Origin of the sequence: Pontibacillus litoralis JSM 072002 (assembly GCF_000775615.1) — a bacterium.
Lineage (GTDB): Bacteria > Bacillota > Bacilli > Bacillales > BH030062 > Pontibacillus > Pontibacillus litoralis.
Genome location: NZ_AVPG01000002.1, coordinates 100434 through 126632 on the forward strand (window position 1 = coordinate 100434; position 26199 = coordinate 126632).

Consider the following 26199-nt stretch of genomic DNA (forward strand, 5'->3'; position numbering starts at 1 on the left):
TCTCCTCCTTTACTCACCAAGCACTTCTAGCACAATTTCATCATTCGTATAAACACAAATCTCTCCTGCTATTTCCAAAGCTGCTTTCGCTATGTCAGCTGCAGATTTTTCCACAGCATATCGCTTCAATGCTCGACCAGCACTTAGTGCATAATGGCCACCTGAACCAATCGCTAATATGCCATCATCAGGCTCAATCACTTCTCCAGTACCAGAAACAAGGTACATGTTATTTTTGTTCATCACAATAAGCATTGCTTCTAATTTACGCAATACTTTATCACTTCGCCATTCTTTTGCTAACTCAACCGCCGCCCTTGACAAATTACCCTCGTAAGCTTCTAACTTACTTTCAAATTTTTCGAATAAGGTAAATGCATCAGCGACAGAACCGGCAAATCCAGCTAACACTTGGCCTCTGTATAATGTACGAACTTTCTTTGCTTTATGTTTCATCACTACCGCATTTCCAAACGTTACTTGACCATCCCCACTCATTGCACTTTGTCCATTATGCTGCACAGCAAATATCGTGGTCGCATGAAATTGATGTTCCATTCTATCCCACCTTTATTGATACACCATCCGCTCCTATACATACTATGCTCTCGGATGACTTTTATTATATATAGTACGCAAACGATCCTTCGTTACATGTGTATAAATTTGCGTAGAAGATAAATGTTCGTGCCCAAGTAATTCTTGGACTGAACGTAAATCCGCTCCTTCATTTAACATGTGTGTTGCAAAAGTATGCCTTAATTTATGGGGATGAAGATCTATTGTTAAGGCTGCCTTTTGGACAATTTTATTCAAAATAATACGAACCCCTCGATCTGTTAGCGGTGTTCCTTTTGCATTTAAGAAAATGCGGTCAGTCTCAAGATTCGATTTCATTAACAACGTTACCCTGCCATTTTCAAGATACTCTTCTAAAGCAATTTGGGCAAATCTCCCAAAAGGGATGTAGCGCTCTTTCCTACCTTTCCCTTTCACTAAAACTGTACCTAGCGATAGATCAATATCTTTCATGTGCAAATTTACACATTCGCTAACACGCATTCCTGTTGCATATAACAGCTCTAGCAAAGCCTGGTTCCTTGCCCCTAATGGCGTGGATAAGTCATTAACATGAAATAACTTCTCTAACTCTTCTGAGTATAAAAACTTAGGAATAGGCTTATTCGAATTCGGCAGGGACACTTGCATAAACGGATTCGAATCTACTTTCCCTTCCCGTTCAAGAAACCGGTAAAACGTCCGTAAACTAGATAACTTTCTTGAAACGGTTCTTCGAGACAACTGTTTTTCATATAATTCAGTCAGAAAGATACGAATCACAGAATAGTCAACGTCATATGGAGAATACAGCTTTTCTTTTTCTAAAAAAGCGAGAAACTCTGCTAAGTCTTTTACATAGCATTCAATCGTAAAAGGAGAAGCATTCTTTTCGATTTGTAAGTATTCTAAAAAAGCGATACGATCTTGTTGTACATCCATACACTCACCTCACTAAAAGGCGTTTAAATAGTAACATAGTTCAATCCCTTATGCAACGGACTTAACTAAAATGTAATAAAATTCTGAATTGTTTTAAATATGTAATAGTTTCTGGACATAATAACACGGATAGGTAGGCCACATTGTCAAGTAAATCCACTTACCAACGTTGATTATATCCCCTGTGTATATGCGTGTCAATTAAAGTTTTTGTTAACAGTAAAAGCGGTTATCAAAAAACAACCATATAATATATAACTCTTATAAAATTCCCTACTTCTCTTTTAGTTTAAGCTAATTGAGGTATAATTTCACTTAATCTGCCTTAGGATACTAGTGTAGGTGTATACACACAATAAAAGTATGGGTCTCCCCATACTTTTATTGTTGCATTGCTTCTTTATAATCACATTGTAAACATTGGACTTGCGTCTCTTTTTTAGTCTTTTTCTCAACTAATAATTGGTTGCACTTTGGACATGGACGACTAATCGGTTTATCCCAAGAAAGAAAATCACACTCTGGATAACGATCGCAGCCATAAAATGTTCGACGTTTTTTACTTTTTCGTTCTACTACATTTCCTTCTTTACATTTCGGGCAGTTGACTCCAACTTCTTTGAGTAACGGTTTCGTGTTACGACAATTAGGAAAGTTGGAACAAGCTAAAAACTTACCATAGCGCCCCATTTTGTACACCATTTCATGACCACATTCTTCACACGTAACCCCAGCAGGTTCGGCTTTTATTTCAACTTCTTCGATTTCTTTTTCCGCTTTTACTAAACGGGTTTCGAAATCTTTGTAGAACTGATCAATTACTTCCACCCAGCGTTGTTTACCCTCTTCCACTTCGTCCAAATTATCTTCCATTTGCACGGTGAATTCCACATTTATAATTTCCGGGAAGTATTCTTTTAACAATTGAATAACGATTTCACCTAGTTCCGTCGGTACAAAACGCTTGTTATCTAAACTAACATAACCACGTCGTTGTATCGTATCTAACGTAGGAGCAAACGTAGAAGGTCTGCCAATCCCCATCTCTTCTAGCGTTTTTACGAGCCTCGCTTCTGTATAACGTGGTGGTGGCTGTGTAAAATGCTGACTAGGCTCAACTTTTGATGCATGAACGATCATACCTTCTTCAAGCGGTGGCAAGAATTTGTCTTCCTCTTTCTTTTGGTCATCGTTACCTTCTATATACACCTTCATAAACCCTTTAAATTTCACTTTTGACCCTGTGGCGCGAAATTCCACCTTATCATTGCGTAAATGAACAGTCATGGTGTCCATTACTGCTGGAGCCATTTGACTAGCTACAAAGCGCTCCCAAATCAATTTATATAAGCGAAATTGATCTCTTGAAAGATATTCTTTCAGCGCTCTCGGATCACGAAGCGTTGAGGTTGGACGTATAGCTTCATGGGCATCTTGTGCTTTTTGTCCTTTTTGCGCTTTAGACACTCCTCCAGTTCCTAAATACGATTGACCAAATTTATCGGTAATATATTGTGACGCTTCTTCTTGTGCTACTCGTGAAACCCTTGTAGAATCTGTACGCATATACGTAATAATCCCGACTGTTCCTTCTTTCTTGCTTAATTGAATCCCCTCGTATAGCTGTTGAGCTAACATCATTGTTTTCTTCGCTTTGAAATTCAATTTACGAGCTGCCTCTTGTTGTAAAGAAGAAGTTGTAAACGGTGGAGCTGGGTTTCGGCGGCGCTCTCGCTTGTTTACTTTGTCAACTTCGAAGTCTTTTCCTTTCATTTGAGCTAACACTTCATCCACATCTTCTTTAGAGGACAAACTCTTCTTCTTTCCATCCAAGCCATAAAATGAGCCACTAAAGGTTTCTTTATCTTTCTGAAAGGTGCCCTCTATTTTCCAATATTCTTCTGGCTGGAAACGATTAATCTCTTCTTCTCTGTCTATAATAAGCTTAACCGCTACGGATTGAACACGCCCTGCACTTAACCCTTTCTTCACTTTTTTCCAAAGTAACGGACTAATGTTATACCCTACTAGACGATCCAATACCCTTCTAGCTTGTTGAGCATTGACTAAGTCCATATCGATTGTACGCGGGCTTTTAAAGGATTCTTTTATTGCATCTTTCGTAATTTCGTTAAATACAACCCGGCAAGCAGCGTTCTCATCCATATCTAGACTGTTTGCTAGGTGCCAAGCAATAGCTTCCCCTTCACGGTCAGGGTCGGCTGCGAGATATACTTTTTTGGCTTTCTTTGCGGCACTCTTTAAATCTTTTAATATAGGTCCCTTGCCACGAATCGTAATATATTTCGGTTCATAATTATTTTCTACATTCACACCCATCTGACTTTTTGGTAAATCAATTACATGTCCCATAGATGCTTTTACGGAATATCTTTTCCCTAAATATTTTTCAATCGTTTTTGCTTTCGCAGGTGATTCTACTATAACGAGATAATCTGCCATTTATTTTATTCCTCCCAAAAGGGGGGTCCCTTTTCTTTATTTCTTTATGCTATTTCATAACGCTTACGCCTCTGAATGTTTATTTCAATTTAAAATCTTCCCTATTATTAAATATTTACCGAACGTTTGTCAAACAAGACTAGCAAAAAAGCACGCTTTCACTTTGTTTATATGTATTATTCCGACATAATTCGACGCTGTTTCTCTTGTTCTGCTACAAAATCTTCCATGATATCGCGGGTATTTTGTACTAATTTAGCTCCTTGTTGTATGAGTTTGTGACAACCTACTGACAGAATAGAAGATACATCTCCAGGCATTGCATACACTTCTTTTCCTTGATCTAAAGCCTGGTCTGCTGTAATGAGAGACCCACTTCGCTCCTTTGCTTCTACAACGAACGTAGCAAAGCTTATTCCACTAATAATTCGATTTCGTTCAGGAAAATGCCACTTTTGAGGACGTGTATTCGGTGGATATTCACTAAGCAGTAAGTGGTCTTCGCTCATTTCTTGCATTAAATAGTGATTTTCTAAAGGATAGCAGTGGTTAAACCCAAAAGCAAGTACTCCAATCGTTTTCCCGCCTGTTTCTATGGCTAGCTTATGGGCATACGTATCTATCCCTAACGCTAGTCCGCTTACGATTACACATTTGTTTTCTATAACTGGCTGTAATATATGTTTCATATTAGGATAAGCTCGTTTGGATGGTTTACGGGTACCAACAACACTTAAAGAGATGTTATGTAGTAGGTTGATGTGACCTCGAATGTATAAAACGAATGGGGGGTCTGGTATGTGACGTAACGAAGAAGGAAAGTGAGGATCAAACATACTAATAAGCTGTTGCGTTTGCATATAATATAACGTTTGTTTCTTAGCTTGTTTTTGGTGTAACATGTCGAGAATTTTTCGCGCTTTTTCATAGGATATCGAACATGCCTTCATCCATTGAGAAAGTGTCCACCGATACGGTTCTTCTAATTGCGGATCGTTATGAAGGAGCGTACGTAATATACGACGATTTCCTTGAACAGATACGTGTAGGTGACATAAGCGAAATGATTGAAGTTCCATTGAATCGTTCCCTCCCTATTATGCTTACATTGCACGATGAATAGCCCCTGGTTATTTCCAGGAGCAATCCATCGTAATAATATAATTAGTGTGTTTTACACTTGTCATATAGACCTTTTTCTTGAATGACTTTAATAAGCGTTTCCCCAATAACAGAAGGTGTTTCTGCAACTTCAATTCCGCATTCATTCATGACAGCAATTTTCTCCTCTGCTGTACCTTTACCACCAGAAATGATAGCACCAGCATGTCCCATACGCTTCCCTGGAGGTGCAGTACGTCCACCAATAAAGCCTACAACTGGTTTATCCATATGGTCTTTAACAAATTGAGCTGCTTCTTCTTCTGCTGTACCACCAATTTCTCCAATCATGACAACTGCATATGTTTCTGGATCATCTTGAAAAGCTTGAAGCGCATCAATAAAGTCTGTACCATTCACAGGGTCCCCACCAATACCAACAGCAGTCGTTTGTCCAATACCTGCTTGAGTTAATTGGTGAACGGCTTCATATGTTAGTGTACCACTTCGTGAAACTACTCCGATATGTCCTTTTTTATGAATGTAACCAGGCATAATACCAATTTTACATTCATCCGCAGTAATAACACCCGGGCAGTTCGGTCCTACTAATCGTGTTTTCTTTCCTTCCATATAACGTTTTACCTTCACCATGTCGATTACTGGAATGTGTTCTGTAATACAGATTACTAAATCAAGTTCTGCATCAACCGCTTCCATAATCGCATCAGCTGCAAATGGTGCAGGAACATAAACGACAGAAGCTGTTGCACTTGTTTGATCCACTGCTTCTTGAACTGTGTTAAATACTGGTACACCTTCTACCTCTGTACCGCCTTTTTTTGGTGTTACGCCACCGACAATTTTCGTACCATATTCAAGCATTTGTTTCGTATGGAATAAAGCTGTTGAGCCTGTAATTCCCTGCACGATTACTTTTGTATCCTTATTAATAAAAACACCCATTTTGCACTGTCCCCTTTCTTATTTAACTAGTTCTACAATTTTTTGAGCTGCTTCAGCTAATGATTCTGAAGCTTGAATATCCAAACCGGATTCATTTAAAATTTGTTTACCTTGCTCAACGTTCGTTCCTTCGAGTCGTACAACTAGTGGAATTTCAAGGCCCACTTCCTTCGTAGCCGCTACAACACCTTCAGCGATAACGTCACACTTCATAATACCGCCAAAGATATTGACAAGAATTCCTTTTACATTAGAATCAGACAAAATGATTTTAAATGCTTCTGTTACTTTCTCAGCTGTAGCGCCGCCACCTACATCAAGGAAGTTAGCAGGGTCGCCACCGTAATGCTTAATGATGTCCATTGTAGCCATCGCTAGTCCAGCACCATTAACCATACAGCCGATATTACCATCAAGGGCAATATAACTTAAATCGTATTTAGATGCTTCAATTTCTTTTGGATCCTCTTCATCAAGGTCTCGTAATTGTTGAATGTCCTTCTGGCGGAATAAAGCGTTGTCATCAAAGTTTAACTTCGCATCTAACGCCAAGACTTCTCCATCTCCAGTCGTAACTAGTGGATTAATTTCTGCAATGGAGCAATCCTTTTCAACAAATGCCTGATAGAGTGCCATCATGAATTTAACTGCTTTATTTAGCATTTCGTTCGGTATATTAATTTGGAAAGCTAATCGACGAGCCTGGTATGGCATTAAACCAACAACCGGATCAATTACTTCTTTAAAAATTTTCTCAGGTGTTTCTGCAGCAACTTCTTCAATTTCTGTTCCGCCTTCTTCAGAGGCCATCATCGTAATGCGAGAGGTCGCACGGTCAAGTACAATTCCAATATAGTACTCTTTTTGAATGTCACAACCTTCTTCAATGAGTAAGCGCTTAACTTTTGTACCTTCTGGACCTGTTTGATGAGTTACAAGTTGCTTACCTAGAATTTCATCAGCATATGTACGAACTTCTTCTTCTGATTTCGCAATTTTAACTCCACCAGCTTTACCTCGTCCTCCAGCATGTATTTGAGCCTTTACTACTGTTACCCCGGAATCTAATTCCTTCGCTGCTTCAACAGCTTCATCTACAGTGAAAGCCACTTTACCATTTGGTACCGCAACACCGTAGCTACGTAACATTTCTTTACTTTGATACTCATGAATATTCATGTTTCATCCTCCCATCAAATTGTCACTGCAAGTCCATTGTATAAAAAAAACATGTGAATTGTCTACCAAATATCATGGATATACGTAAAGTTTCTAATATTCTCTATTTTCTTCCATCATGGTGTCACATACAAATCGTGGACTTTCCTTCATCACGTAATGACAAAGGTAGACAATACACGGTTATTGGGAACGTTTATCTAATTGATAAATAAAAGCAAAAACTTCTGCAACTGCATGATACAAGTCTTCTGGAATCGTTTCGTTAATGTCTAACTCCCCTAATAACTTTACAAGCGTTGGATCTTCTTGGACTGGAATGCCGCTTTCCTGCGCCAATTCTAAAATGGTGTCAGCTGTTCTCCCTTTTCCTTTCGCGATTACTTTCGGTGCACACTGCTCATCCCCATCGTATTGAAGGGCTACTACTTCTTTCCGTTTATGCTTCTCAGTCATACTTTAAAGTCAATCCCTCCTTGGTACTTATCTTGCTTCAAAGTTGGTGCCCGTTTCGGCCTAACTTCTTCCTCTATTGGTTTATACTGCACTGATGAGAGCTGATAACCAACCTTCTCAAGTCCTTTAGCTAATGTAGGCTTTAAGCTGTTTATATATGGCGATAGATCGCTTTTCTCAGTATAAATAATGACTTGTACAATTCGCTTTTGAACGCGCATATCGATGACGGTCTCTTTTAAAGCGTTAAGCTGTAAATAAAAAAGAATATGACAATAGTCAGAGTCAATCTCATCGTTCTCTTCTGATTTTTTCCCTTCCATATTCATGAGTAAATCTTGTGCTATTCCAAACCATTCTCCTGGTAGTTGCAGTGTCATTTGCAACATTTGATTGTTTTCCACCATTTGTAATGGCATACCATTTAAGTGATGAAGAGCGGTTTGGAGTTTCTCAGAAAGTACAGAAGGAACTGGTTCTTGTAACGCTTGGATGATAGCCGCTTTGATTGTCGCTAAATTCCCTTGTCCTTTATCTATCTGGTTTTTTAATGTAAACTCATGATCCATTCCAAGTGCGTATAGAGCAGACTTCAATTGTACGTAGAAAGCATCTTTCAAAGGGAGTGATGATGGACTTCCATCGATTTCTATTCCATGGGACAGCCATTGCGTAATTAGATTTAAATCTGCTTTTGTTACTTGCTGTGAGGCGACCTTTTGCATATTCAAAGAAAAATCAACCCACTGCTTAGATGGTTGCTTTATTTCTAGCACTTCCCCTTTAACACGTACCAATTGCTCGATCATTTGGTACGTGTATGCGTCCACAGTTTGTTTTAACGTTGCTAACAATACAGGAGTGTTTGTAGCTGTAAATAATCCTTGTGTGTGCTGCTTTAAAGCCGAGGCATGTTTAGTAAGTTCATTTGTCGAGTCTCCGCTTTCTGCAATAAGTTGTGCATATTGAGATAACGTATTGGCCCAAAGCTGAAATTGACGCTTAGCAGAGCCATGAACAGGGAGTTGTTGCGAGAGCGTTGAATGTAAAATGGTGTGAACGTTTACTGCTGACTTCATCCCCATAGAAAGAGTTGAAGATAATGACGTTCCTTCCGTAATCGAAAACGCGCTCGCTCGGTTCGTTACAACATCTTTCATGAACGATGAAAGACTGACATTACGATCTATTATCCCTATTTTTTTCAATAATTGGAATGCATCTTGTTGTTGATTAACTAATTCCCATTGTAACGTTTCGCCCATTGCTTGCATAACTGTTTGCGACGATGTATGAAGCAACGATTGGATAGGATGGAGTAATTGGTGTTGCAAGCGATTCGAAGTAGATGAAATTAGCTCCGCTTGTATAGCTTGTAGCGTCGATAATAACGTCAGCGGCTCCATGATTCTTGTATGTAACGCATGAAATACAGTCTTTGATAGAGGCATTCCCTGACTTAACATATGGACGATAACTTTCTCTCGACCTTGTTTACTTGCCATTTGCTCTAACAAATGCAACGCTTGCTTTAGCTCTTGTTGTTGAAATGGTATATCGTGTTTCATTAATTGTTGCAGTAAAGAAAGCCGCTCTTTGGAGACAGCGTAACCTAGGTGTTGCAACAACGTTGAGGCATCCTTTTCTCCACGTGTTCCATGCAATTTATCAACAACATGCAGTTGAATGATAGAGTCTGTAGATTTTACTCGAAATAAATAACGTTCATGTAAATCCAGCGGCGCTTCTAATTGTGCTGTTAATCGTTGCGTTCCTAACTGAATCTGCGCTCGTTGATTTGGATACAACTTCGTAACCCGTCCTGTAATCATTTGACCAGCTTTTAATAAAGGACGGCTATCATTATTTGATTTTCCTGATGTCTTAATCGTCTCCATTACTTTTGAAACGAGCTGAGATGACATAGCTGTTCCCCCCTTTACTATTACAGTGCATGACGAACTGGTGAAAAGGACCGGCGATGGTAAGGAGTCACTCCTACACGTCTCAACGCTTCTAAATGGCTTTTCGTCCCGTAGCCCATATTGCGTTCGAATTCATATGCTGGATAACTTACTGCTAGTTGCTTCATGTAATGATCTCTCGTTACTTTCGCGAGTACACTAGCTGCTGCTATAGATACACTTCGTTGATCTCCTTTAATAATCGCCTCTATACTCATCTTCATATTCGGTAATTGTACCGCATCAACAAGTAAATGATCTGGTTCAATAGTTAATTGCGTGACCGCTTCTTGCATCGCTAGCTTTGTGGCTTCATATATGTTCACCTTATCAATTGTTTCATTGGACACTACACTAATGCCATAACACAAAGCATTTTCCTTTATATATTCAAAAAAAGAAAGACGTTTTTTCTCTGTTAACTGTTTCGAGTCTGTTAACCCTGCTAAATAAAAATTATCCGGTAACATCACCGCGGCTGCTACAACAGGTCCAGCAAGAGGTCCTCTTCCTGCTTCATCAATACCTGCAATGTACTTCTTTCCTTGTCGTTGATACAAACGTTCGAAATAAAGCATTTCTTGAAATTGTTTTTGACATTGGATGTTGTATTGCTGCTCTTTCTCATATTGTTGAACAAGCTTTTGCACCCCTTTACGGGAATCATTTTTCCATTGAGCAACTTCTTCCTGCGAAAATGCTCCATCTTGTAACAGGCGTTTAATTTCGTTAATCGTATAGCTATGTTTCATCATAGTCCTCCATCGTATGTATTATATCGGTATAAATAGCCTCAAATTCAAGCACACACAAAAGCTGACTCATCTTATTACGAAGAGTCAGCTTCTTCTATTCATTAGCTTCATTGATCATTGCTGGCGTTTCTAATGTTATATCTCCTAATTTACCTGAACGCATGTCTCGAATAATCACTTCTGCTACTTTATCAAAATTGATCCGTCCGCCACTTTCTAAACAGCCCCGTTTCTTACCAATATGTTCAAATATCTCGCCCATATCTTCTATAGAAGCAGAAAGCTCATAACGTTCTTCTAATACATTCGGATAGTTCTTTTGCAAAAAGACGATAAAGAATGCAGCTACATCTGCTATCGGTAAAATGTTATCTTTAATTGTACCGATGACAGCTAAACGATAACCAACGATTTCGTCTTCAAATTTCGGCCATAGAATACCTGGTGTGTCTAGCAATTCAAAATCATTTTTCACTTTAATCCATTGCTGTTTTTGAGTTACCCCTGGTTTATCACCGATTTTAGCAATTTTCTTCTTTGCTAGGCGATTAATTAAAGACGACTTCCCGACATTAGGAATACCGAGAATCATCGCTCTTGCTGGCCTAGGGCGTACCCCTTTGCGTATTAGCTTTTGTAATTTTTCATTTCCTAATTCTTTCGCTTTCTGAATAACTGTTTGTAAATCTTTCGTTTGCTCTATATGGACTGGTACAGCTAAAATTCCTTGCTCCTCATACCACTGAACCCATTTTTCCGTTATTTGATCATCTGCAAGGTCTCTTTTCATTAATAGTACCATTTTCGTCTTCTGATTTAACACTTTGTGCAGCATCGGATTTTGTGATGAATAAGGGGCTCTTGCATCCACTAACTCAATAACAAAATCTACCAGCTTTAATTTTTCTTCTACTTCTCGTTTCGCTTTGGCCATATGCCCTGGAAACCATTGTATCGTCATCCTATCACCTCTTCTAACTTACCAATCCGATTCTGTTAAATGGCCATATCGCAAATTGGGCCTTACCAATGAAACGCTCTTCTGAAATGAGCCCTAGTCTTCTACTGTCTGTGGAATTGTTACGATTATCTCCTAACACAAGATAATATCCATCCGGTATTGTTTTATATCCACCCGGTATATCTTCTAAAGCAAAGTCAAATGTATACGATTGATTTTCATTTAAATGACTTAATTTATCTTCTAGGAAAGGCTCTAGTATAGGTTCTCCATTCACATAAAGTACATCATTTTTATATTCAATGTGTTCACCCGGTAATCCAATGACTCGTTTAATATATTTCTTCGATTCCGTAGCTTGAAATACGATTGTATCAAATCGTTCTGGATCGCCAATTGTGTAACTCATTTTATTTACGATTAAATAATCGCCACTTTGCAATGTAGGCAACATTGACGGACCTTCTACCATGACTGGAGAAAACAAAAACAATCGAATGAAGAACGTAATTATAACAGCAATACTTAAAGCTTTGAACCAATCAAACCATTCTTTTCTTTTTCCAGACACCCTTACCCCTCCACATACATCCTTAACAGTATTCATACTTAATTACATAGTACTACATGTCATTGCTTTATTAACAGATTTTTTTGATAACAAAAAAGAGCCTGACAATGCAAGCTCCTTTTTCATTACCATCATTAGCGAATTTCTTTAATACGTGCAGCTTTACCACGTAGGTTACGTAGGTAATAAAGTTTCGCACGACGTACTTTACCACGACGAATTACTTCGATTTTATCAACGCGTGGAGAATGTACCGGGAATGTACGCTCAACACCTACACCGTAAGAAATCTTACGCACTGTAAATGTTTCGGAAATACCGCCACCACGACGCTTAATTACAACACCTTCGAATACCTGAATACGCTCGCGAGTACCTTCCACAACTTTCACGTGTACTTTAACTGTGTCACCCGCTTTAAATTTAGGAAGATCTGAACGAAGCTGTTCTTTTGTAATTTCTTGAATTAAGTTTTGCATCCTTATTCTCTCCTCTTCACTAATGCTCATACCTAATATTTTATTAGCAGCGGAACATTGTTTTCAACTTAAGTATTCTTACTTAAGCACAAAATTAAATATATCACAAACTCATGTACTCTGCAATAAAAGTTAGTTATTTTTTAAGGATTTTATCCATGCTTTCTGCTCGTCAGTCAATGGATAGTTCGCTAACAAATCTGGGCGTCTTTCATACGTTCGTTTCAATGATTGCTGTTGTCGCCACTTTTCAATATTGGCATGGTTGCCTGATAATAATACATCGGGTACCTCCATACCTTTATAGTTACGTGGTTTAGTATATTGAGGGTGCTCTAACAATCCAGTGGAAAAAGAATCCTTTGGTGCAGAAGCTTCATTACCTAAAACACCCGGAAGTAGCCGAACAACGCTATCCATGACAACCATGGCTCCTAGTTCACCACCAGTTAAAACGTAGTCACCGATTGATAATTCATCTGTAACAAGATGCGTCCGAATTCGTTCATCGTACCCCTCATAATGCCCACACAGAAAAATTAAGTGTTCTTCCTCAGCAAGTTCTTCAGCCTTTTGTTGAGAGTGTGGTTCTCCTTGTGGACACATTAATATGATGCGAGGTTGTTTATTCGTTTGCTGTTGTGCTTGGACGTGTTCTACCGCATCGAAAATGGGCTGAGGTGACAATACCATGCCAGCTCCTCCACCATAAGGTGTATCATCTACTTTCAAATGTTTACTTTCTGTATAATCGCGAAAATTAACCGTTTGATAAGAGAACGCCTCCATATCTTGAGCTCTTTTCATAATGGAGGTATTTAAGACCCCATCAAACATAGCTGGAAATAATGTTAAAATATCAATATGCATTAGTCTAGCAGCCCTTCCATTGGTTCGATTACAATGTGTTTGTTGTCGATGTCAACGCGGTGCACAACGTCTGCAATATACGGAATTAATGCATCTTTCAGCTTCGCTTGCTTCCGTTTCACTACCCATACATCATTAGCTCCAGGAGATAGTATTTCTTTCACAATGCCTATTTCCTCTCCTGCAGTTGTATAAACCGTACAACCGATAATTTCATGGTAATAATACTCCCCTTCATCCAAAGGGGTTTGTTGTTCAGCCGTGATAGTCAAGACGCCACCTTTAAATGCCTCTACATCATTTACATTGTCATACCCCTGAAAATGAAGAAGGTGAAAGTTTTTATGCATACGATGGCCATCAATTACTAACTCCGTTACATGATTACGTTGTTTATCTGTCCAATACACGACATTACCTTCGTTAAAGCGTTCATCAAAATCTGTTACTTGAATAACACGAACTTCTCCTCTTATACCATGAGTATTCACTACTTTACCAATTGTAAACATATTTTTCTTCATTACCATCACCTATTCATCCATTCTAATCACAATACCATCTTCCACTACGATGGCCCCATTACTCATGACAGCATCCCAATCGTCTCCAACCTGAACCTCAACAAGCGTTTCGATCTCACCTTCAGTAATTTCACTTCCCAAAGGTAGTACAGCCAATTGTTCAAGTTTGTATTCAGCCCAACGAATCTTCTCTTTGCGTCGATCAATTTCACGTTGAAAACGCTTGGAAACTTCTTCACGAGAAACATTTTGTTTTCGTTCTATTTTCTTTTTTTCAAAAGTCAATTGATGACATTCCTGTTCGAGTTGAGCAGCTTGTCTTTTGAATTCTTGTTGAAGTTTTTGCTTACTATTATGAGTAAGTACTTGTTTAACGGGAACCTTCTTCCATATTTGCATGTCAACGTCCTCCGCATTTCTCCATTACGTTTGCAATGGGGGTACATAATAGATTACCTACTATACATACATTATGAACAATCTTCATACAATTTGAAAGTGCAAAAAAAGGGAAAGGTTGCCCCTCTCCCTTTACATGATATCTACATAAACCTTTTTGTCCGAATTAGATGCTGCAGCATACACTACTGTGCGAATCGCTTTTGCAATGCGACCATGACGGCCAATCACTTTACCAACATCTTCTTTATGAACAGATAGGTGATACACAATTTTGTGCTCCTCTTCATGCTCTCGTATGTTCACTTCTTCTGGATAATCCACAAGAGGACGAACCATAGATTCAATTAAGGCTCTCACGATATCACACTACTTTACTTTTGGTTTTTTTGTAAGTGGAACTTCTCCATGATTCCTTCGTTTGAGAACAAGTTACGAACTGTGTCAGAAGGCTTTGCACCTTTTGTCATCCAGTCAAGAGCTTTTTCTTCGTTAACTTTGATCTCCGCTGGGTTAGCTGTTGGATTGTATGTTCCAATCTCTTCGATGAAACGTCCATCACGTGGTGAACGGGAATCTGCTACTACTACTCTGTAAAACGGGTTACGTTTAGAACCCATACGCTTAAGGCGAATTTTAACTGCCATAATATTACCTCCATCTATCATTTCTTAATTAATATCATTACACAAGTAAAGATTGTATCAGACAATCAAAAGTGTGTAAAGTGTTTTTACATTACATTATGATAAAAAAACGAATAAAACAGGAAGAAATGCTCGGTTACTTGTTAAAAAGGAAGCTTGAAACCACCAAAACCGCCTTTACCTTTCTTCCCTTTTTGGTTTGTCATTTGTTTCATCATTTTCTTCATATCTGTAAATTGCTTTAATAAGCGGTTGACTTCAGATACATTTCGACCTGATCCTTTTGCAATACGTTTCTTGCGGCTAGCATTAATGATGCCCGGATCTTCTCGTTCTTGTTTCGTCATTGATTTAATAATCGCTTCAACGTGATTTAATTGCTTCTCGTCGACTTGGACATTTTTGAGCCCTTTCATCTTGTCAGCGCCAGGAATCATGCCTAACAGTTCATCAAGCGGCCCCATATTACGCACTTGTCCCATTTGGTCAAGAAAATCATCTAATGTAAAGGAAGCATCACGCATTTTCTGTTCCAACTGTTTAGCTTGATCTTCATCCACTTCATTTTGCGCTTTCTCGATTAGGCTTAGTACGTCTCCCATGCCGAGAATTCTTGAAGCCATACGATCTGGGTGGAAAGGCTCTAGTTGATCTAGCTTTTCTCCCATACCAGCAAACTTAATCGGTTTATCTGTAACAGCCTTAATGGATAGTGCCGCACCACCACGTGTGTCACCGTCTAGCTTCGTCAATACAACTCCTGTTACATCTAGTTGATCGTTAAATGATTCGGCTACATTCACTGCATCTTGTCCAGTCATTGCATCAACCACTAGAAAAATTTCATCTGGTTGAACGTTCGTGCGGATTTGTTTTAATTCATCCATTAAATGCTCATCAACATGCAAACGACCAGCTGTATCAATAATGACATAATCATTATGATTGTCCTTAGCATGTGCAATCGCTTCATTTGCAATATCTACCGGACTTGCTTCCGTTCCTTTCGAAAACACTGGCATATCTAATTGATTACCAAGTGTCTCCAACTGATTAATAGCTGCAGGGCGATATACATCGGCAGCAACAAGCAAAGGATTACGGTTATGCTTCTTTCGCAAATGATTTGCTAATTTACCTGTCGTTGTTGTCTTACCTGCACCTTGTAAACCAACCATCATAATAACAGTTGGCGGGCGATTTGCAACAGCAATTTTGCTCTGCTCTCCTCCCATTAGGTCTGTTAGCTCTTCTTTAACAACTTTAATGACTTGTTGTCCAGGTGTTAAGCTTGCCATAACCTCTTGGTCAACCGCACGTTCTTTAACACGCTTAATAAAGTCTTTAACAACTTTAAAGTTAACATCTGCCTCTAGCAATGCAAGACGAACTTCGCGTGTCATTTCCTTTACGTCGGCCTCGGTAACTTTCCCTTTGCCTTTAATCTTCTGAAACGTATGTTGCAGTCGGTCGGCTAACCCTTCAAATGCCATATAAGCCGTCCTCCTAATCTAAATTCTCAATAGCGTGAATAAGTTGCATAACATTATCCTCGCCTTGATGAATCGCTTCTTTTAATTGATTTAGCAGTTGCCTACGTTTTTGAAAACGATCATACAGCAACAATTTACCTTCGTATTCCTCAAGCATCGCTTCTGTTCGCTTAATGTTGTCATATACGGCTTGACGACTTACATCAAAAGCTTCAGATATCTCACCTAAGGAGTAATCCTCTAAATAGTAAAACTGCATGTAACTACGTTGCTTCTCAGTAAGTAATTGTTGATAAAAATCAAATAAATAATTCATTCGAGTTGTTTTTTCTAGCAAGTTGAGCACTCCTTGTTAAGTGAAATGCCTTTACATATTAAAATACAAAATCAAACGTGTTCTGTCAAGTCCTCTACTTTGTTAACTATAGGATTATTGTTCAGTTTCTTCTAGCATATTTGCAAACAAGCCATATACGAAGGCATGTGCGTCAAAAGATTGCAAGTCAGTCACTTTCTCACCTAGCCCGACGAATTTAACAGGAATATCCATTTCATTGCGGATTGCCATGACGATACCACCTTTAGCCGTACCATCTAACTTCGTTAACACAATACCGGAGACATCCGTACTTTGAGAAAATGTCTTGGCTTGACTTAAAGCATTTTGACCTGTTGTCGCATCAAGCACAAGTAACGTTTCATGAGGTGCTCCTGGTACTTCCCTTTCAATAATCCGCTTTACTTTAGCAAGTTCATTCATTAAATTTACTTTATTTTGTAATCGACCTGCAGTATCACATAGCAATACGTCCGCACCTTTTGACTTCGCAGACTGAATAGCGTCGTAAATAACAGCAGCTGGATCACTACCTTCACTATGCTTAATTACTGAAGCATTTACTCGCTCTCCCCATACTTCTAATTGATCAATTGCCCCAGCACGGAACGTATCACCAGCAGCTAAGACAACATTCTTTCCTTGATCCTTTAATCGTTTAGCAAGCTTACCAATAGTGGTCGTCTTTCCGACACCGTTTACCCCAACAATTAAAATAACGGATAAACCTTCTTCCGCTAATTGGAGCTCCTCCATTTCTTCTGTATCGTCGCCATAATAAATCTCAACAAGTTTCTCAGAAATAACTTCTTTCATTTCTGAACTATCTTTTATGTTACGACGCTTCACTTCCATTTTCAGTTCGTCTATTAATTCCATTACCGTATTGACTCCAACATCTGCTGTAATTAGAATTTCTTCAAGTTCTTCAAAAAAATCCTCATCAACCGTTCGATATTGAGCAACTAAATCATTCAGCTTCTCTGCAAAAGAGTCACGGGTTTTTGAAAGACCTGAAATAAATTTATCAGCGATACTTTCTCGTTCTTTTGCTTGATCTTGCTCTACCTCTGCATCAGACACTTCATCATTCGTCTCTACTGTCATTACTTGTTCTTTTTCTTCTTTTTTCGTTATCTTTTCTTTTAGTTTTTTTAAAAAGCTCATTATCATTCATCCTGCCTTTCTATTTGTTTCCTTGAACAAGGTCTTTCGTTTCTTCTAATCGAACGGATACTAATTTAGACACGCCTGACTCCTGCATCGTTACACCGTAAAGCACATCCGCTTCTTCCATCGTACCTTTGCGGTGCGTAATCACAATAAACTGTGTATGCTCACTAAATGCTTTTAAGTACTGAGCAAAACGATTTACGTTCGCTTCGTCTAAAGCAGCTTCTACTTCATCTAGTATACAAAACGGTACTGGGCGAACTTTCAAAATAGCAAACAGTAGCGCAATAGCAGTTAGCGCTCGTTCTCCTCCTGACAACAACCCTAAATGTTGCAATTTCTTACCAGGTGGTTGAGCAACGATATCGATTCCGGTTTCTAAGATGTTATCCGGATCTGTTAGGCGAAGGTCCGCTTTTCCGCCACCAAACAATTCTCGGAATACTACTGTAAACTTTTCTTTTATTTGGGAAAAAGTATGTTCAAAGCGACGCTCCATCTCTTCATCCATTTCTGCTATCACGTTGTACAATGTAGATTTCGCATCTAATAAATCATTCTGCTGTTCGGTTAAGAAAGTATAACGTTCTGAAATACGTTCATATTCATCAATCGCTCCAATATTAACAGTTCCTAACTCTTCAATCCCTCGTTTAATTAGCTTTACTTTCGTTTTAGTAGCTTCTATATCTTCCACAGGCGAATACGTGGCTTTGGCTTTTTCAAACGTAAGCATATACTCTGTACGTAAACGCTCTAAACGGTTCTCTAACTCCACATCTAAACGGTTTGCCTTTACTTCTTTATCCTGAATATCTTGAACGAGGGATTTATGATTTCGTTTTGTTTCTTTTACATTACGTTCTGCATCTTCAACAAATTGGAATCTTTCCTGTCGTTCGGCTCTTCGCAATTGAATCAATTCGTTGTTGCTTGCTTTCTGTTTACGCTTCTCTTCAATCTTGTTATCAATCTCTTGCTTTGTTTCTCCACTTTCTATCATTTGGTTGAATTGTTCTAGCTGCTGATTCTGTTTAGAATACGCACCCTTCAACTCTTGTAACTGTTTTTGTAAAGAAATTGTTTTATCTACTTGATTTTCTACTTTAGTTTGTTGTTCAGCTAACATTACGTGAAGCTGGTGAAGATCTTGTTGCAACTGTGCTTTACTTTCTTTTTGCGTATTCTGCAAAGCAGTCGCTTGATCAATTTGTTGCTGAATCGATTGCAACTTCTGTTCAATTTGTAGCAATTCCTCATATAAAGCTTCACTACGCGCTTTAAGTGATTGCTCATCAGAAGCAAATTGAGCTTTATCCTGATCATACAAATGGAGATGATCGTTTAAATTTTGCATTTTTAATTCAAGCTCTCTTAACTTACTCTTCGCTTGTTGCTCTTCTTCTTTGCACACATCAAGCTGCTTACGCAATTCCTTGTATTGATTTTCTGTTGAAGCGACTTGCTCTTTTCGTTGTTGCACTTCTGATTCAAATTGGCGAGCACGTTCCTCATAATGATATAGCCTGTCTTCCAATTCTTTCAGCTCTTTATCTCTCGTAAATAACGATTGATTGCTTTTCTTTTGGGCCCCACCTGTCATCGATCCACCTGGATTCACCACATCACCATCTAATGTCACAATGCGATATTTTCTCCCCGTAGCGGCCGCTATATCGTTTGCATCTTTCAACGTTTTCGAGATAAGAACATGTCCTAATAAATGCTTAATGACGTGATCATACTTTTTGTTATAGCGAATTAACTCTGCTGCTACACCAACGAAGCCTTGATGACTTCTAACGGCGGATAGTCGTTCATTTGGTACGTACCGTGATTGAATAGTCGACAATGGCAAAAACGTAGCACGCCCTTTGTTGTGCTTTTTCAACCATTTTATCGCTTCCCGAGCATGTTGCTCACTTTGCACAACAATATGTTGCGCTTGTGCGCCTAACGTCGTTTCTAGCGCCATCATATACTCATTCGGAATATCGATTAATTCAGCTACTGCACCTTCAATCCCTGTTAATTGCTGATTTTGACGTGCTTTTAATACTTCTTTTACTCCTTGATAAAATCCTGCAAAGTCTTCTTTCATCTCGTCTAGCATTTCTTTTTTTGAGCGAATCTTTTCAATATGTTGATAGCCTTTATACAACTTAGACTGATTTTCTTCATATTGCCCTTGAAGTTGCTCAAGTTTTACTTGTAACTCCTCCAATTTCTGTTTTAAATGCTCGCTTTTAGCTGTAATAGCTTCCACATCACTATGCGCTGCCTTTTTTTGCTCTTGAAGCGCTTGTCGTTCTTGGAGCATCCCTTTAAACTTATCTTCTAAACGAGTGTTTTTCATACCAGTTTGATCGAGTTGCTGCTGAATCGATTTGCGTTCATTTCGTTTAGCAGCTTGTTCATTTAAATATTCAATATAATCGCTCTTTAACTCTTCAATGACTTCTTCCTGATTTTCACTTAATTGAGCGAGCTTTTGCTTTACTTGCTGTTGCTTTGCTTTCGTTTCATCTCGTTTCTGTTCAAACTCAGTTTGTTTCTCCATTTCCTGCTGATACGTATCTTCTAATTGCTTCATCCGTTCTTCTAATGTAGCTACATCCTCGAGCAGTTTGCCACGATTTTCAGTAAAGTGCTTCTGTCTTTCGGAAAAAAGCTCTTTTTTACCTTCTAAGTTCTCTAATTCTTGCGTAACGATTAATAGAGATTCTTGTAATTGCTCAATCGATTCATCTAAATCATGAATACGACTTCTCTCTTCTTCTATGGTAGCTTCCTCTTGCTTCATCGAGCTACTCACTTTACTTTCTGAGTCCTTCTGCTGCGCTATTATCGCTAAAAGGTTCTCCCACTGCTCATGCAAAGTTTCAATTTCGGATGCGAGCAACGACACTTCGTATTGCTCTAACTCTTCTTTTTTTTCCAAATAGTCTTTGGCGATAGCCGATTGTTCTTTCAAAGGTTCTAACTGATTGTCTATTTCATACACGATATCTTCTACACGATTTAAATTCTCTTGTGTTTCGGCTAGCTTGTACTCCGCTTTTTTCTTACGTTGTTTATACTTTAACACGCCAGCGGCTTCTTCAAAAATCGTACGGCGATCTTCTGCCTTAGAACTTAAGATTTCTTCCACTTTTCCTTGAGAAATAATAGAGAATGCTTCTCTTCCAAGGCCTGAATCCATAAATAATTCCACTATATCCTTTAAGCGACAAGCTTGTTTATTAATATAAAATTCACTCTCACCAGAACGATACACTCGACGAGTAATCGATACTTCTTGATAGTCAAGGGGAAGCGTTTCATCTTCGTTATTTAATACTAATGTTACTTCCGCGAAGTTTAATCCATTGCGCGTTTCGCTACCAGAGAATATAACATCCTCCATCTTTGCCCCTCTTAGCGATTTTGCAGATTGCTCTCCTAATACCCAGCGAACTGCATCTGTAATATTACTTTTTCCACTTCCATTTGGTCCAACCACCGCTGTTACCCCCGGAACGAAATCAACGGTAACTCGGTCGGCAAACGACTTAAATCCAACTGTATCTAAACGTTTGAGGAACATGTCATTTTCCTCCTATGTATTGATTCTTTTTTCATTTTTTCTAAGATGTTGTTTTCAATTTCAACCTATTTATTTTATCATAAACAAGAAGGTCATAGAAGATAACGATTGATAATTGGCTACTTTAAGGAGGACTATGATGAATCTATCTGAAGCTACAAATGAAAACCTGCACTATATCATCCAACAATTGGCGGAACAGTTACAAGTCGTAAACCGAGGGTTAATGGACCCAGAGGATTACGATTTGCAACATTACGATCTGTTAAAAGAAATATATGATATAGTGCAAATGAAGCAACAATTAAGTGTATCAGAAATTCAAACTATTGTAGGAGAACTAGGTAAGATTCGTAAAGCCTAATAAAAGAACGCTGCCGGATGCACATATATCCGGCAGCGTTCTTTTACACTTCTACGTCAAAAAGTTGCAAAGCTTCTTTAGCAGCATGTTGTTCCGCTTCTTTCTTCGTACGACCAATACCAATCCCAAATCGTTCCCCTTGAACCGTAACATGGGCAACAAATTCTCGATTATGCGCAGGCCCTCTTTCTTCGACAATATTATAATCAATTAAGCCATTTCTCTCACGTTGTACTACTTCTTGAAGTTGACTCTTATAATCCATCGCATGCGAAAAAGCACCTTTTTTAATTTTAGGATACACAAAAGTTTGTAGAAACGAAATAACAGCGTCAAATCCTTGATCTAAGTAAAGAGCACCGATAAAAGCTTCAAAAACATCCGCTAATAACGCAGGGCGAGTTCGACCACCAGTCATTTCTTCACCTTTACCTAAATAAATTAAATCACTGAAATGAAGGTCATTCGCAAATCGAACAAGGGAAGGCTCACACACAATAGATGCGCGAAATTTCGTTAATTCCCCTTCTGCCATTTCAGGATATTTACGAAATAAATATTGTGATATGGCTAATTCTAAAACTGCGTCTCCTAAAAACTCTAATCTTTCGTTGTCTTCATAATCTTTGGAACGATGCTCATTCACATAGGATGAATGGGTAAAAGCTTGTTCTAATAATGATTGCTGTTGAAATGTTACCCCAATCTGCTGTTGAAATGTTTGAAAATCCACTGTTCATGCCACCTATCCTATTAATTCCACATAATACAGACAATCGAATACAGAGAAAGTCCCGCTACCTATGCGAGACTCTTCATCCTTTATGATTTGCTGTTTATGTAATTCACAGCATCGCCTACTGTAGAAATCTTCTCTGCATCTTCATCAGAAATTTCCATGTCGAACTCATCTTCAAGTTCCATTACAAGCTCAACAACATCTAAAGAATCTGCTTCAAGATCCTCTTTGAAAGAAGCTTCCATCGTCACTTTAGATGCATCAACATCTAGACGCTCTGCTACAATACCTTTTACTCGCTCTAATACGTCTGCCATCGTTTCTCACCTCCCTTCAGTAATTATAGAAGATATATACGAAAAAAACTAGCTAATCAAGTTTTTTCATATCAAGTAATGTGGTTACATAACCATTCCACCATCAACATGAATCGTTTGCCCCGTCATATAATTGGCATCATCTGAAGCTAAGAAACGGACTACTCTTGCTATGTCCTCTCCTTTTCCTAGACGGGATAACGGTATCATCGAAAGCATGTTCTCTCGCTGCTCATCTGAAAGCTGATCTGTCATATCTGTTTCAATAAACCCTGGTGCAACAGCATTGACTAATATATTGCGAGAGCTTAATTCCTTCGCAGATGTCTTCGTTAATCCGATTACACCAGCTTTTGCTGCAACGTAGTTCGCTTGACCAGGGTTACCACTAACTCCAACAATCGAAGCAATGTTGATAATTTTACCGCCTTTTTGCTTCATCATTGGTCTAGTTGCGGCCTTTGTTGTTAGAAATACTCCTTTTAAATTCGTATCTATAACTTGGTCAAACTCGTCTTCCTTCATACGCATAAGTAAATTATCTCTTGTAATACCAGCGTTATTGACTAATATATCAATACGACCAAAATGTTCTGTAACTTGTTTTATCATACCTTTTACTTCTTCTTCTATGGATACATTCGCTTGTATTTTGATCGCTTCAGATCCTGCTGCAATGATTTCCTCCACTACTGCTTGAGCCTTTTGTTCACTCCCTGCATAGTTGACAGCTACTTTAGCGCCGTTTTTCGCTAATTCCAATGCGATAGCACGCCCAATACCACGTGAAGCCCCTGTTACTAATGCCACTTTGCCTTCTAGCATCATTTAGTCCTCCTTATACCAATCCATAAATGTTTGTAAACTTTCAGGATCTTGAATGGCAAATGTCTTCATTCGGCGGTTTACTTTGCGAACTAAACCACTTAACACTTTGCCATTCCCTACTTCGACGATTGCATCTAAATCTTGTTCCATCATACGCTGTAATATTTCCTCAAACCGCACTGGAGAATAAAGCTGTTCAATTAAAAGATTAGGGATAACCGCTTTTTCTTGAACAGGTTCAGCTGTCACATTTGCATATACCGGTACTTCAGCATCATGAAACGTTACTTGTTCTAAAGCCACTTGAAACTCTCTACTCGCAGGTTTCATTAAACTAGAGTGGAACGGGCCACTAACATTTAATGCAATTGCGCGTTTAGCACCTTTTTCTTTTAACTGTACACATGCCTGCTCAACACCCATTTTGGTACCTGAAATCACAATTTGCCCAGGACAGTTGAAGTTCGCTACTTCTACAACTTCCCCTTGTTTCGTTATGCTTTCTGTAACCTCTTGGATAGACTTTGCATCTAATCCCAATATGGCAGCCATTGCACCTTGACCAGTAGGAACAGCTTGCTCCATTAAACGTCCTCGAGTTTGGACAAGTTTAAGAGCATCATCCATTGATAATGCGCCTGCAGCAACTAGAGCACTATATTCTCCCAGGCTATGGCCAGCTACCATACTCGGATTCACACCATGCTCCTTTAACTGTCTAACAAGTAAAGAACTAACAAGCAATAAAGCAGGCTGGGCATGTTCTGTTTTTGTCAGCGTCGCTTCTGGTCCTTCAAATATAAATGAAGAAAGAGGTGTGTTCAATAGTGTGTCGGCTTGTTGAAACGCCGCTTGTACGTCATTTGAGTAATCGTAAAGTGCTTTCCCCATCCCAACTGCCTGCGAGCCTTGCCCTGGAAAAATAAATGCTACTTTTTTCATTAAGCGTCTCCTTCCTTTTGTCTCAATTGCTGAACTGTATGTTCTATTGTTTCATTTACGTTATGATCTACCATATACATAGCTTGCTTAATAGCGCTATAAACTGCCCTACTATTCGACGATCCATGCGCTTTTATGACAGGAGCAGCTAAACCGAACAATGCCGCGCCGCCATATTCAGAGTAATCAAGCTTATTCTTTAAGCCGCGAAGCTCCGATTTCATCATCCCTGCCGCCAATTTACTTTTCCAATTAGACATAAATACTTCTTTCATCATAGAAAACATAGATAATGCAGTACCTTCGACCGTTTTTAAGGCGACGTTACCGGTAAAACCATCCGTTACAACAACATCTGCCACACCATTTAGTAAATCTCTAGATTCAACATTACCGATAAAATGAATCGGTGCATCTTGTAATAAATCATACGCTTTCTTACTTAAATCGTTTCCTTTTCCTTCTTCGGTTCCGACATTAAGCAGTCCCACTTTAGGCTTATCCATCCCTCTTACATTTTGTGTATAAATAGAACCCATGATGGCGTATTGCAATAAGTGTTGCGGCTTCGCATCGACATTGGCACCAACATCTAATAACAAAAACCCTTGTCCATCGACAGTTGGTAAAGTCGGACTTAAAGCAGGTCGATCAATACCACTTATACGTCCGACGACAAACAATCCTGCACTCATGAGCGCCCCTGTATTCCCAGCGGAGATACAAGCATCAGCCCGCCCTTCTTTCACTTCTTTAGCCATTAGCACCATTGAGGCGTTCTTTTTTCGACGTACTGCACGTACCGGCTCGTCTTCAGAAGTAATCACTTCATCTGTATGTAACACGTGGATTCTTGAACCGTCTTGAGGTAAAAGTGGATTGATTTGCTTCTCATCACCAATTAATGTAACTTCTAATTGATTATTGCCTTGAATCGCTTCAAGCGCACCTTCTACAATTGCCTTGGGAGCATTGTCTCCTCCCATTGCATCTATTGCAATTCTCACAACTTCGCATCTCCTTTTTGGTCATTTGAACGAAACATTACAAAAGTCCCTGTAAAGACCGTTTCATTTTCTACTGTGCTTTGTACGTTCACAATCGTTCGACCTTTTTCGTCATTTCCCGATACCGTTGCTTTAGCAATGACTCTTTCGCCTTCTATCACTTGACGCTTAAAACGAATTTCTGATTTAGCTGTTAAAGCTAATTCATCATTTATAACTGCTACTGCCAAAGAATTCGCTTGAGCGAAAATATGATGCCCTCGCGCAATTCGGTTTCTAGAAAATACATGTTCCTCTTTTATATCTAAAATAGAAATTGCTTTTTCATCTAATTCTAAATCGACAATTTCACCAATAACTTCATCAATCGGCAATGCTTTAACTGTCTCATTCCACTGATGTGTGGCTACTGATTTAATGCGTTCCCTTAACTCAGGAATTGCTAGCTCCATTCGATCTAAACGAATGGTTTGAATACTAACGAGATACATCTTTGCTAGTTCTTCATCCGTTATGAATGGGGTTTGATCAATTGTATTTTGCAAGCGCTCTTGACGCTCTTTTTTATTAAGTTTCAT

The 26199-nt window shown here is 38.9% G+C and carries 28 protein-coding genes; 1 reads left to right on the forward strand and 27 read right to left on the reverse strand.

The features are described 5' to 3' along the window. Positions 1-9 precede the first annotated feature (9 nt). The 21 genes from hslV to smc all read right to left on the reverse strand — a co-directional run bounded on the left by hslV (position 10) and on the right by smc (position 21424). Positions 10-558 (reverse strand): ATP-dependent protease subunit HslV, encoded by a 549-nt coding sequence (gene hslV / locus N784_RS02820; RefSeq protein WP_036831998.1) that lies wholly within the window; start codon positions 556-558, stop codon positions 10-12. A 42-nt stretch (positions 559-600) separates the two neighbouring features. Beyond that, positions 601-1500 (reverse strand): tyrosine recombinase XerC, encoded by a 900-nt coding sequence (xerC, locus tag N784_RS02825; protein WP_036831999.1) that lies wholly within the window; start codon positions 1498-1500, stop codon positions 601-603. A 381-nt stretch (positions 1501-1881) separates the two neighbouring features. Beyond that, positions 1882-3963 (reverse strand): type I DNA topoisomerase, encoded by a 2082-nt coding sequence (gene topA, locus N784_RS02830; RefSeq protein ID WP_036832001.1) that lies wholly within the window; start codon positions 3961-3963, stop codon positions 1882-1884. 176 nt (positions 3964-4139) lie between these two features. Beyond that, positions 4140-5042, reverse strand: coding sequence for a DNA-processing protein DprA (gene dprA, locus N784_RS02835; RefSeq protein ID WP_036832002.1), 903 nt, complete (start codon positions 5040-5042; stop codon positions 4140-4142). 85 nt (positions 5043-5127) lie between these two features. Next, positions 5128-6030, reverse strand: a complete 903-nt coding sequence (gene sucD, locus N784_RS02840) for a succinate--CoA ligase subunit alpha (RefSeq protein ID WP_036832005.1) — start codon at positions 6028-6030, stop codon at positions 5128-5130. 18 nt (positions 6031-6048) lie between these two features. Next, positions 6049-7209, reverse strand: a complete 1161-nt coding sequence (gene sucC / locus N784_RS02845; protein ID WP_036832008.1) for an ADP-forming succinate--CoA ligase subunit beta — start codon at positions 7207-7209, stop codon at positions 6049-6051. 183 nt (positions 7210-7392) lie between these two features. Next, the gene (locus N784_RS02850) at positions 7393-7665 is read right to left on the reverse strand and encodes an EscU/YscU/HrcU family type III secretion system export apparatus switch protein (RefSeq protein ID WP_036832011.1); all 273 of its coding nucleotides are present in this window, start codon (positions 7663-7665) and stop codon (positions 7393-7395) included. Beyond that, positions 7662-9590: a hypothetical protein gene (locus N784_RS02855; protein WP_036832014.1), complete on the reverse strand. Its 1929-nt coding sequence runs from the start codon at positions 9588-9590 to the stop codon at positions 7662-7664. The genes N784_RS02850 and N784_RS02855 overlap by 4 nt, the downstream gene beginning before the upstream one ends. A 20-nt stretch (positions 9591-9610) precedes the next feature. Further along, positions 9611-10381 (reverse strand): ribonuclease HII, encoded by a 771-nt coding sequence (locus N784_RS02860; protein ID WP_036832018.1) that lies wholly within the window; start codon positions 10379-10381, stop codon positions 9611-9613. Positions 10382-10478: 97 nt separating this feature from the next. Beyond that, on the reverse strand, positions 10479-11345 hold the full coding sequence (gene ylqF, locus N784_RS02865) for a ribosome biogenesis GTPase YlqF (RefSeq protein ID WP_036832021.1): 867 nt from the start codon (positions 11343-11345) through the stop codon (positions 10479-10481). Positions 11346-11358: 13 nt separating this feature from the next. Continuing rightward, positions 11359-11916: a signal peptidase I gene (lepB, locus tag N784_RS02870; protein WP_269745320.1), complete on the reverse strand. Its 558-nt coding sequence runs from the start codon at positions 11914-11916 to the stop codon at positions 11359-11361. A 134-nt stretch (positions 11917-12050) separates the two neighbouring features. Further along, positions 12051-12395, reverse strand: coding sequence for a 50S ribosomal protein L19 (gene rplS / locus N784_RS02875; protein WP_036832025.1), 345 nt, complete (start codon positions 12393-12395; stop codon positions 12051-12053). A gap of 132 nt (positions 12396-12527) precedes the next feature. Continuing rightward, positions 12528-13265, reverse strand: a complete 738-nt coding sequence (gene trmD / locus N784_RS02880) for a tRNA (guanosine(37)-N1)-methyltransferase TrmD (protein ID WP_036832026.1) — start codon at positions 13263-13265, stop codon at positions 12528-12530. Further along, positions 13265-13789 (reverse strand): ribosome maturation factor RimM, encoded by a 525-nt coding sequence (gene rimM, locus N784_RS02885; protein WP_084600110.1) that lies wholly within the window; start codon positions 13787-13789, stop codon positions 13265-13267. Before rimM ends, trmD begins: the two co-directional genes overlap by 1 nt. Positions 13790-13798: 9 nt before the next feature. Next, positions 13799-14188 (reverse strand): YlqD family protein, encoded by a 390-nt coding sequence (locus N784_RS02890; RefSeq protein WP_036832032.1) that lies wholly within the window; start codon positions 14186-14188, stop codon positions 13799-13801. Positions 14189-14320: 132 nt separating this feature from the next. Continuing rightward, positions 14321-14548, reverse strand: a complete 228-nt coding sequence (locus tag N784_RS02895) for a KH domain-containing protein (RefSeq protein WP_036832034.1) — start codon at positions 14546-14548, stop codon at positions 14321-14323. A gap of 14 nt (positions 14549-14562) precedes the next feature. Next, on the reverse strand, positions 14563-14835 hold the full coding sequence (gene rpsP, locus N784_RS02900) for a 30S ribosomal protein S16 (protein ID WP_036832036.1): 273 nt from the start codon (positions 14833-14835) through the stop codon (positions 14563-14565). 143 nt (positions 14836-14978) lie between these two features. Continuing rightward, on the reverse strand, positions 14979-16328 hold the full coding sequence (gene ffh / locus N784_RS02905) for a signal recognition particle protein (protein ID WP_036832038.1): 1350 nt from the start codon (positions 16326-16328) through the stop codon (positions 14979-14981). Between the two features lie 13 nt (positions 16329-16341). After that, positions 16342-16665, reverse strand: a complete 324-nt coding sequence (locus tag N784_RS02910; RefSeq protein WP_036832040.1) for a putative DNA-binding protein — start codon at positions 16663-16665, stop codon at positions 16342-16344. A gap of 93 nt (positions 16666-16758) precedes the next feature. Next, positions 16759-17832: a signal recognition particle-docking protein FtsY gene (gene ftsY, locus N784_RS02915; RefSeq protein WP_084600103.1), complete on the reverse strand. Its 1074-nt coding sequence runs from the start codon at positions 17830-17832 to the stop codon at positions 16759-16761. A gap of 19 nt (positions 17833-17851) precedes the next feature. Continuing rightward, positions 17852-21424, reverse strand: coding sequence for a chromosome segregation protein SMC (gene smc / locus N784_RS02920; protein WP_036832042.1), 3573 nt, complete (start codon positions 21422-21424; stop codon positions 17852-17854). A gap of 139 nt (positions 21425-21563) precedes the next feature. Between smc and N784_RS02925 the strand changes: the two genes are divergently transcribed. Further along, positions 21564-21788 (forward strand): DUF1128 domain-containing protein, encoded by a 225-nt coding sequence (locus N784_RS02925; RefSeq protein ID WP_036832043.1) that lies wholly within the window; start codon positions 21564-21566, stop codon positions 21786-21788. A 43-nt stretch (positions 21789-21831) separates the two neighbouring features. Here N784_RS02925 and rnc read toward each other — a convergent pair whose 3' ends face one another. From rnc to fapR, 6 genes are all read right to left on the reverse strand, one after another. Next, positions 21832-22521, reverse strand: a complete 690-nt coding sequence (rnc, locus tag N784_RS02930) for a ribonuclease III (RefSeq protein WP_036832046.1) — start codon at positions 22519-22521, stop codon at positions 21832-21834. Positions 22522-22610: 89 nt separating this feature from the next. Continuing rightward, complete coding sequence (gene acpP / locus N784_RS02935; protein WP_036832048.1) at positions 22611-22844, reverse strand: acyl carrier protein; 234 nt, start codon at positions 22842-22844, stop codon at positions 22611-22613. A gap of 84 nt (positions 22845-22928) precedes the next feature. After that, positions 22929-23669, reverse strand: a complete 741-nt coding sequence (gene fabG / locus N784_RS02940) for a 3-oxoacyl-[acyl-carrier-protein] reductase (RefSeq protein ID WP_036832310.1) — start codon at positions 23667-23669, stop codon at positions 22929-22931. A 3-nt stretch (positions 23670-23672) separates the two neighbouring features. After that, the gene (gene fabD, locus N784_RS02945) at positions 23673-24614 is read right to left on the reverse strand and encodes an ACP S-malonyltransferase (RefSeq protein ID WP_036832051.1); all 942 of its coding nucleotides are present in this window, start codon (positions 24612-24614) and stop codon (positions 23673-23675) included. Further along, positions 24614-25621 (reverse strand): phosphate acyltransferase PlsX, encoded by a 1008-nt coding sequence (gene plsX / locus N784_RS02950; RefSeq protein ID WP_036832052.1) that lies wholly within the window; start codon positions 25619-25621, stop codon positions 24614-24616. The genes fabD and plsX overlap by 1 nt, the downstream gene beginning before the upstream one ends. Further along, positions 25618-26199, reverse strand: a complete 582-nt coding sequence (gene fapR, locus N784_RS02955) for a transcription factor FapR (protein ID WP_036832054.1) — start codon at positions 26197-26199, stop codon at positions 25618-25620. The genes plsX and fapR overlap by 4 nt, the downstream gene beginning before the upstream one ends.

Coding starts and splice junctions, on each gene's coding strand:
- hslV (WP_036831998.1), bottom strand. CDS start 558: ATGGAACATCAATTTCATGCGACCACGATATTTGCTGTGCAGCATAAT.
- xerC (WP_036831999.1), bottom strand. CDS start 1,500: ATGGATGTACAACAAGATCGTATCGCTTTTTTAGAATACTTACAAATC.
- topA (WP_036832001.1), bottom strand. CDS start 3,963: ATGGCAGATTATCTCGTTATAGTAGAATCACCTGCGAAAGCAAAAACG.
- dprA (WP_036832002.1), bottom strand. CDS start 5,042: ATGGAACTTCAATCATTTCGCTTATGTCACCTACACGTATCTGTTCAA.
- sucD (WP_036832005.1), bottom strand. CDS start 6,030: ATGGGTGTTTTTATTAATAAGGATACAAAAGTAATCGTGCAGGGAATT.
- sucC (WP_036832008.1), bottom strand. CDS start 7,209: ATGAATATTCATGAGTATCAAAGTAAAGAAATGTTACGTAGCTACGGT.
- N784_RS02850 (WP_036832011.1), bottom strand. CDS start 7,665: ATGACTGAGAAGCATAAACGGAAAGAAGTAGTAGCCCTTCAATACGAT.
- N784_RS02855 (WP_036832014.1), bottom strand. CDS start 9,590: ATGTCATCTCAGCTCGTTTCAAAAGTAATGGAGACGATTAAGACATCA.
- N784_RS02860 (WP_036832018.1), bottom strand. CDS start 10,381: ATGAAACATAGCTATACGATTAACGAAATTAAACGCCTGTTACAAGAT.
- ylqF (WP_036832021.1), bottom strand. CDS start 11,345: ATGACGATACAATGGTTTCCAGGGCATATGGCCAAAGCGAAACGAGAA.
- rplS (WP_036832025.1), bottom strand. CDS start 12,395: ATGCAAAACTTAATTCAAGAAATTACAAAAGAACAGCTTCGTTCAGAT.
- trmD (WP_036832026.1), bottom strand. CDS start 13,265: ATGCATATTGATATTTTAACATTATTTCCAGCTATGTTTGATGGGGTC.
- rimM (WP_084600110.1), bottom strand. CDS start 13,789: ATGAAGAAAAATATGTTTACAATTGGTAAAGTAGTGAATACTCATGGT.
- N784_RS02890 (WP_036832032.1), bottom strand. CDS start 14,188: ATGCAAATATGGAAGAAGGTTCCCGTTAAACAAGTACTTACTCATAAT.
- rpsP (WP_036832036.1), bottom strand. CDS start 14,835: ATGGCAGTTAAAATTCGCCTTAAGCGTATGGGTTCTAAACGTAACCCG.
- ffh (WP_036832038.1), bottom strand. CDS start 16,328: ATGGCATTTGAAGGGTTAGCCGACCGACTGCAACATACGTTTCAGAAG.
- ftsY (WP_084600103.1), bottom strand. CDS start 17,832: ATGAGCTTTTTAAAAAAACTAAAAGAAAAGATAACGAAAAAAGAAGAA.
- smc (WP_036832042.1), bottom strand. CDS start 21,424: ATGTTCCTCAAACGTTTAGATACAGTTGGATTTAAGTCGTTTGCCGAC.
- N784_RS02925 (WP_036832043.1), top strand. CDS start 21,564: ATGAATCTATCTGAAGCTACAAATGAAAACCTGCACTATATCATCCAA.
- acpP (WP_036832048.1), bottom strand. CDS start 22,844: ATGGCAGACGTATTAGAGCGAGTAAAAGGTATTGTAGCAGAGCGTCTA.
- fabG (WP_036832310.1), bottom strand. CDS start 23,669: ATGCTAGAAGGCAAAGTGGCATTAGTAACAGGGGCTTCACGTGGTATT.
- fabD (WP_036832051.1), bottom strand. CDS start 24,614: ATGAAAAAAGTAGCATTTATTTTTCCAGGGCAAGGCTCGCAGGCAGTT.
- fapR (WP_036832054.1), bottom strand. CDS start 26,199: ATGAAACTTAATAAAAAAGAGCGTCAAGAGCGCTTGCAAAATACAATT.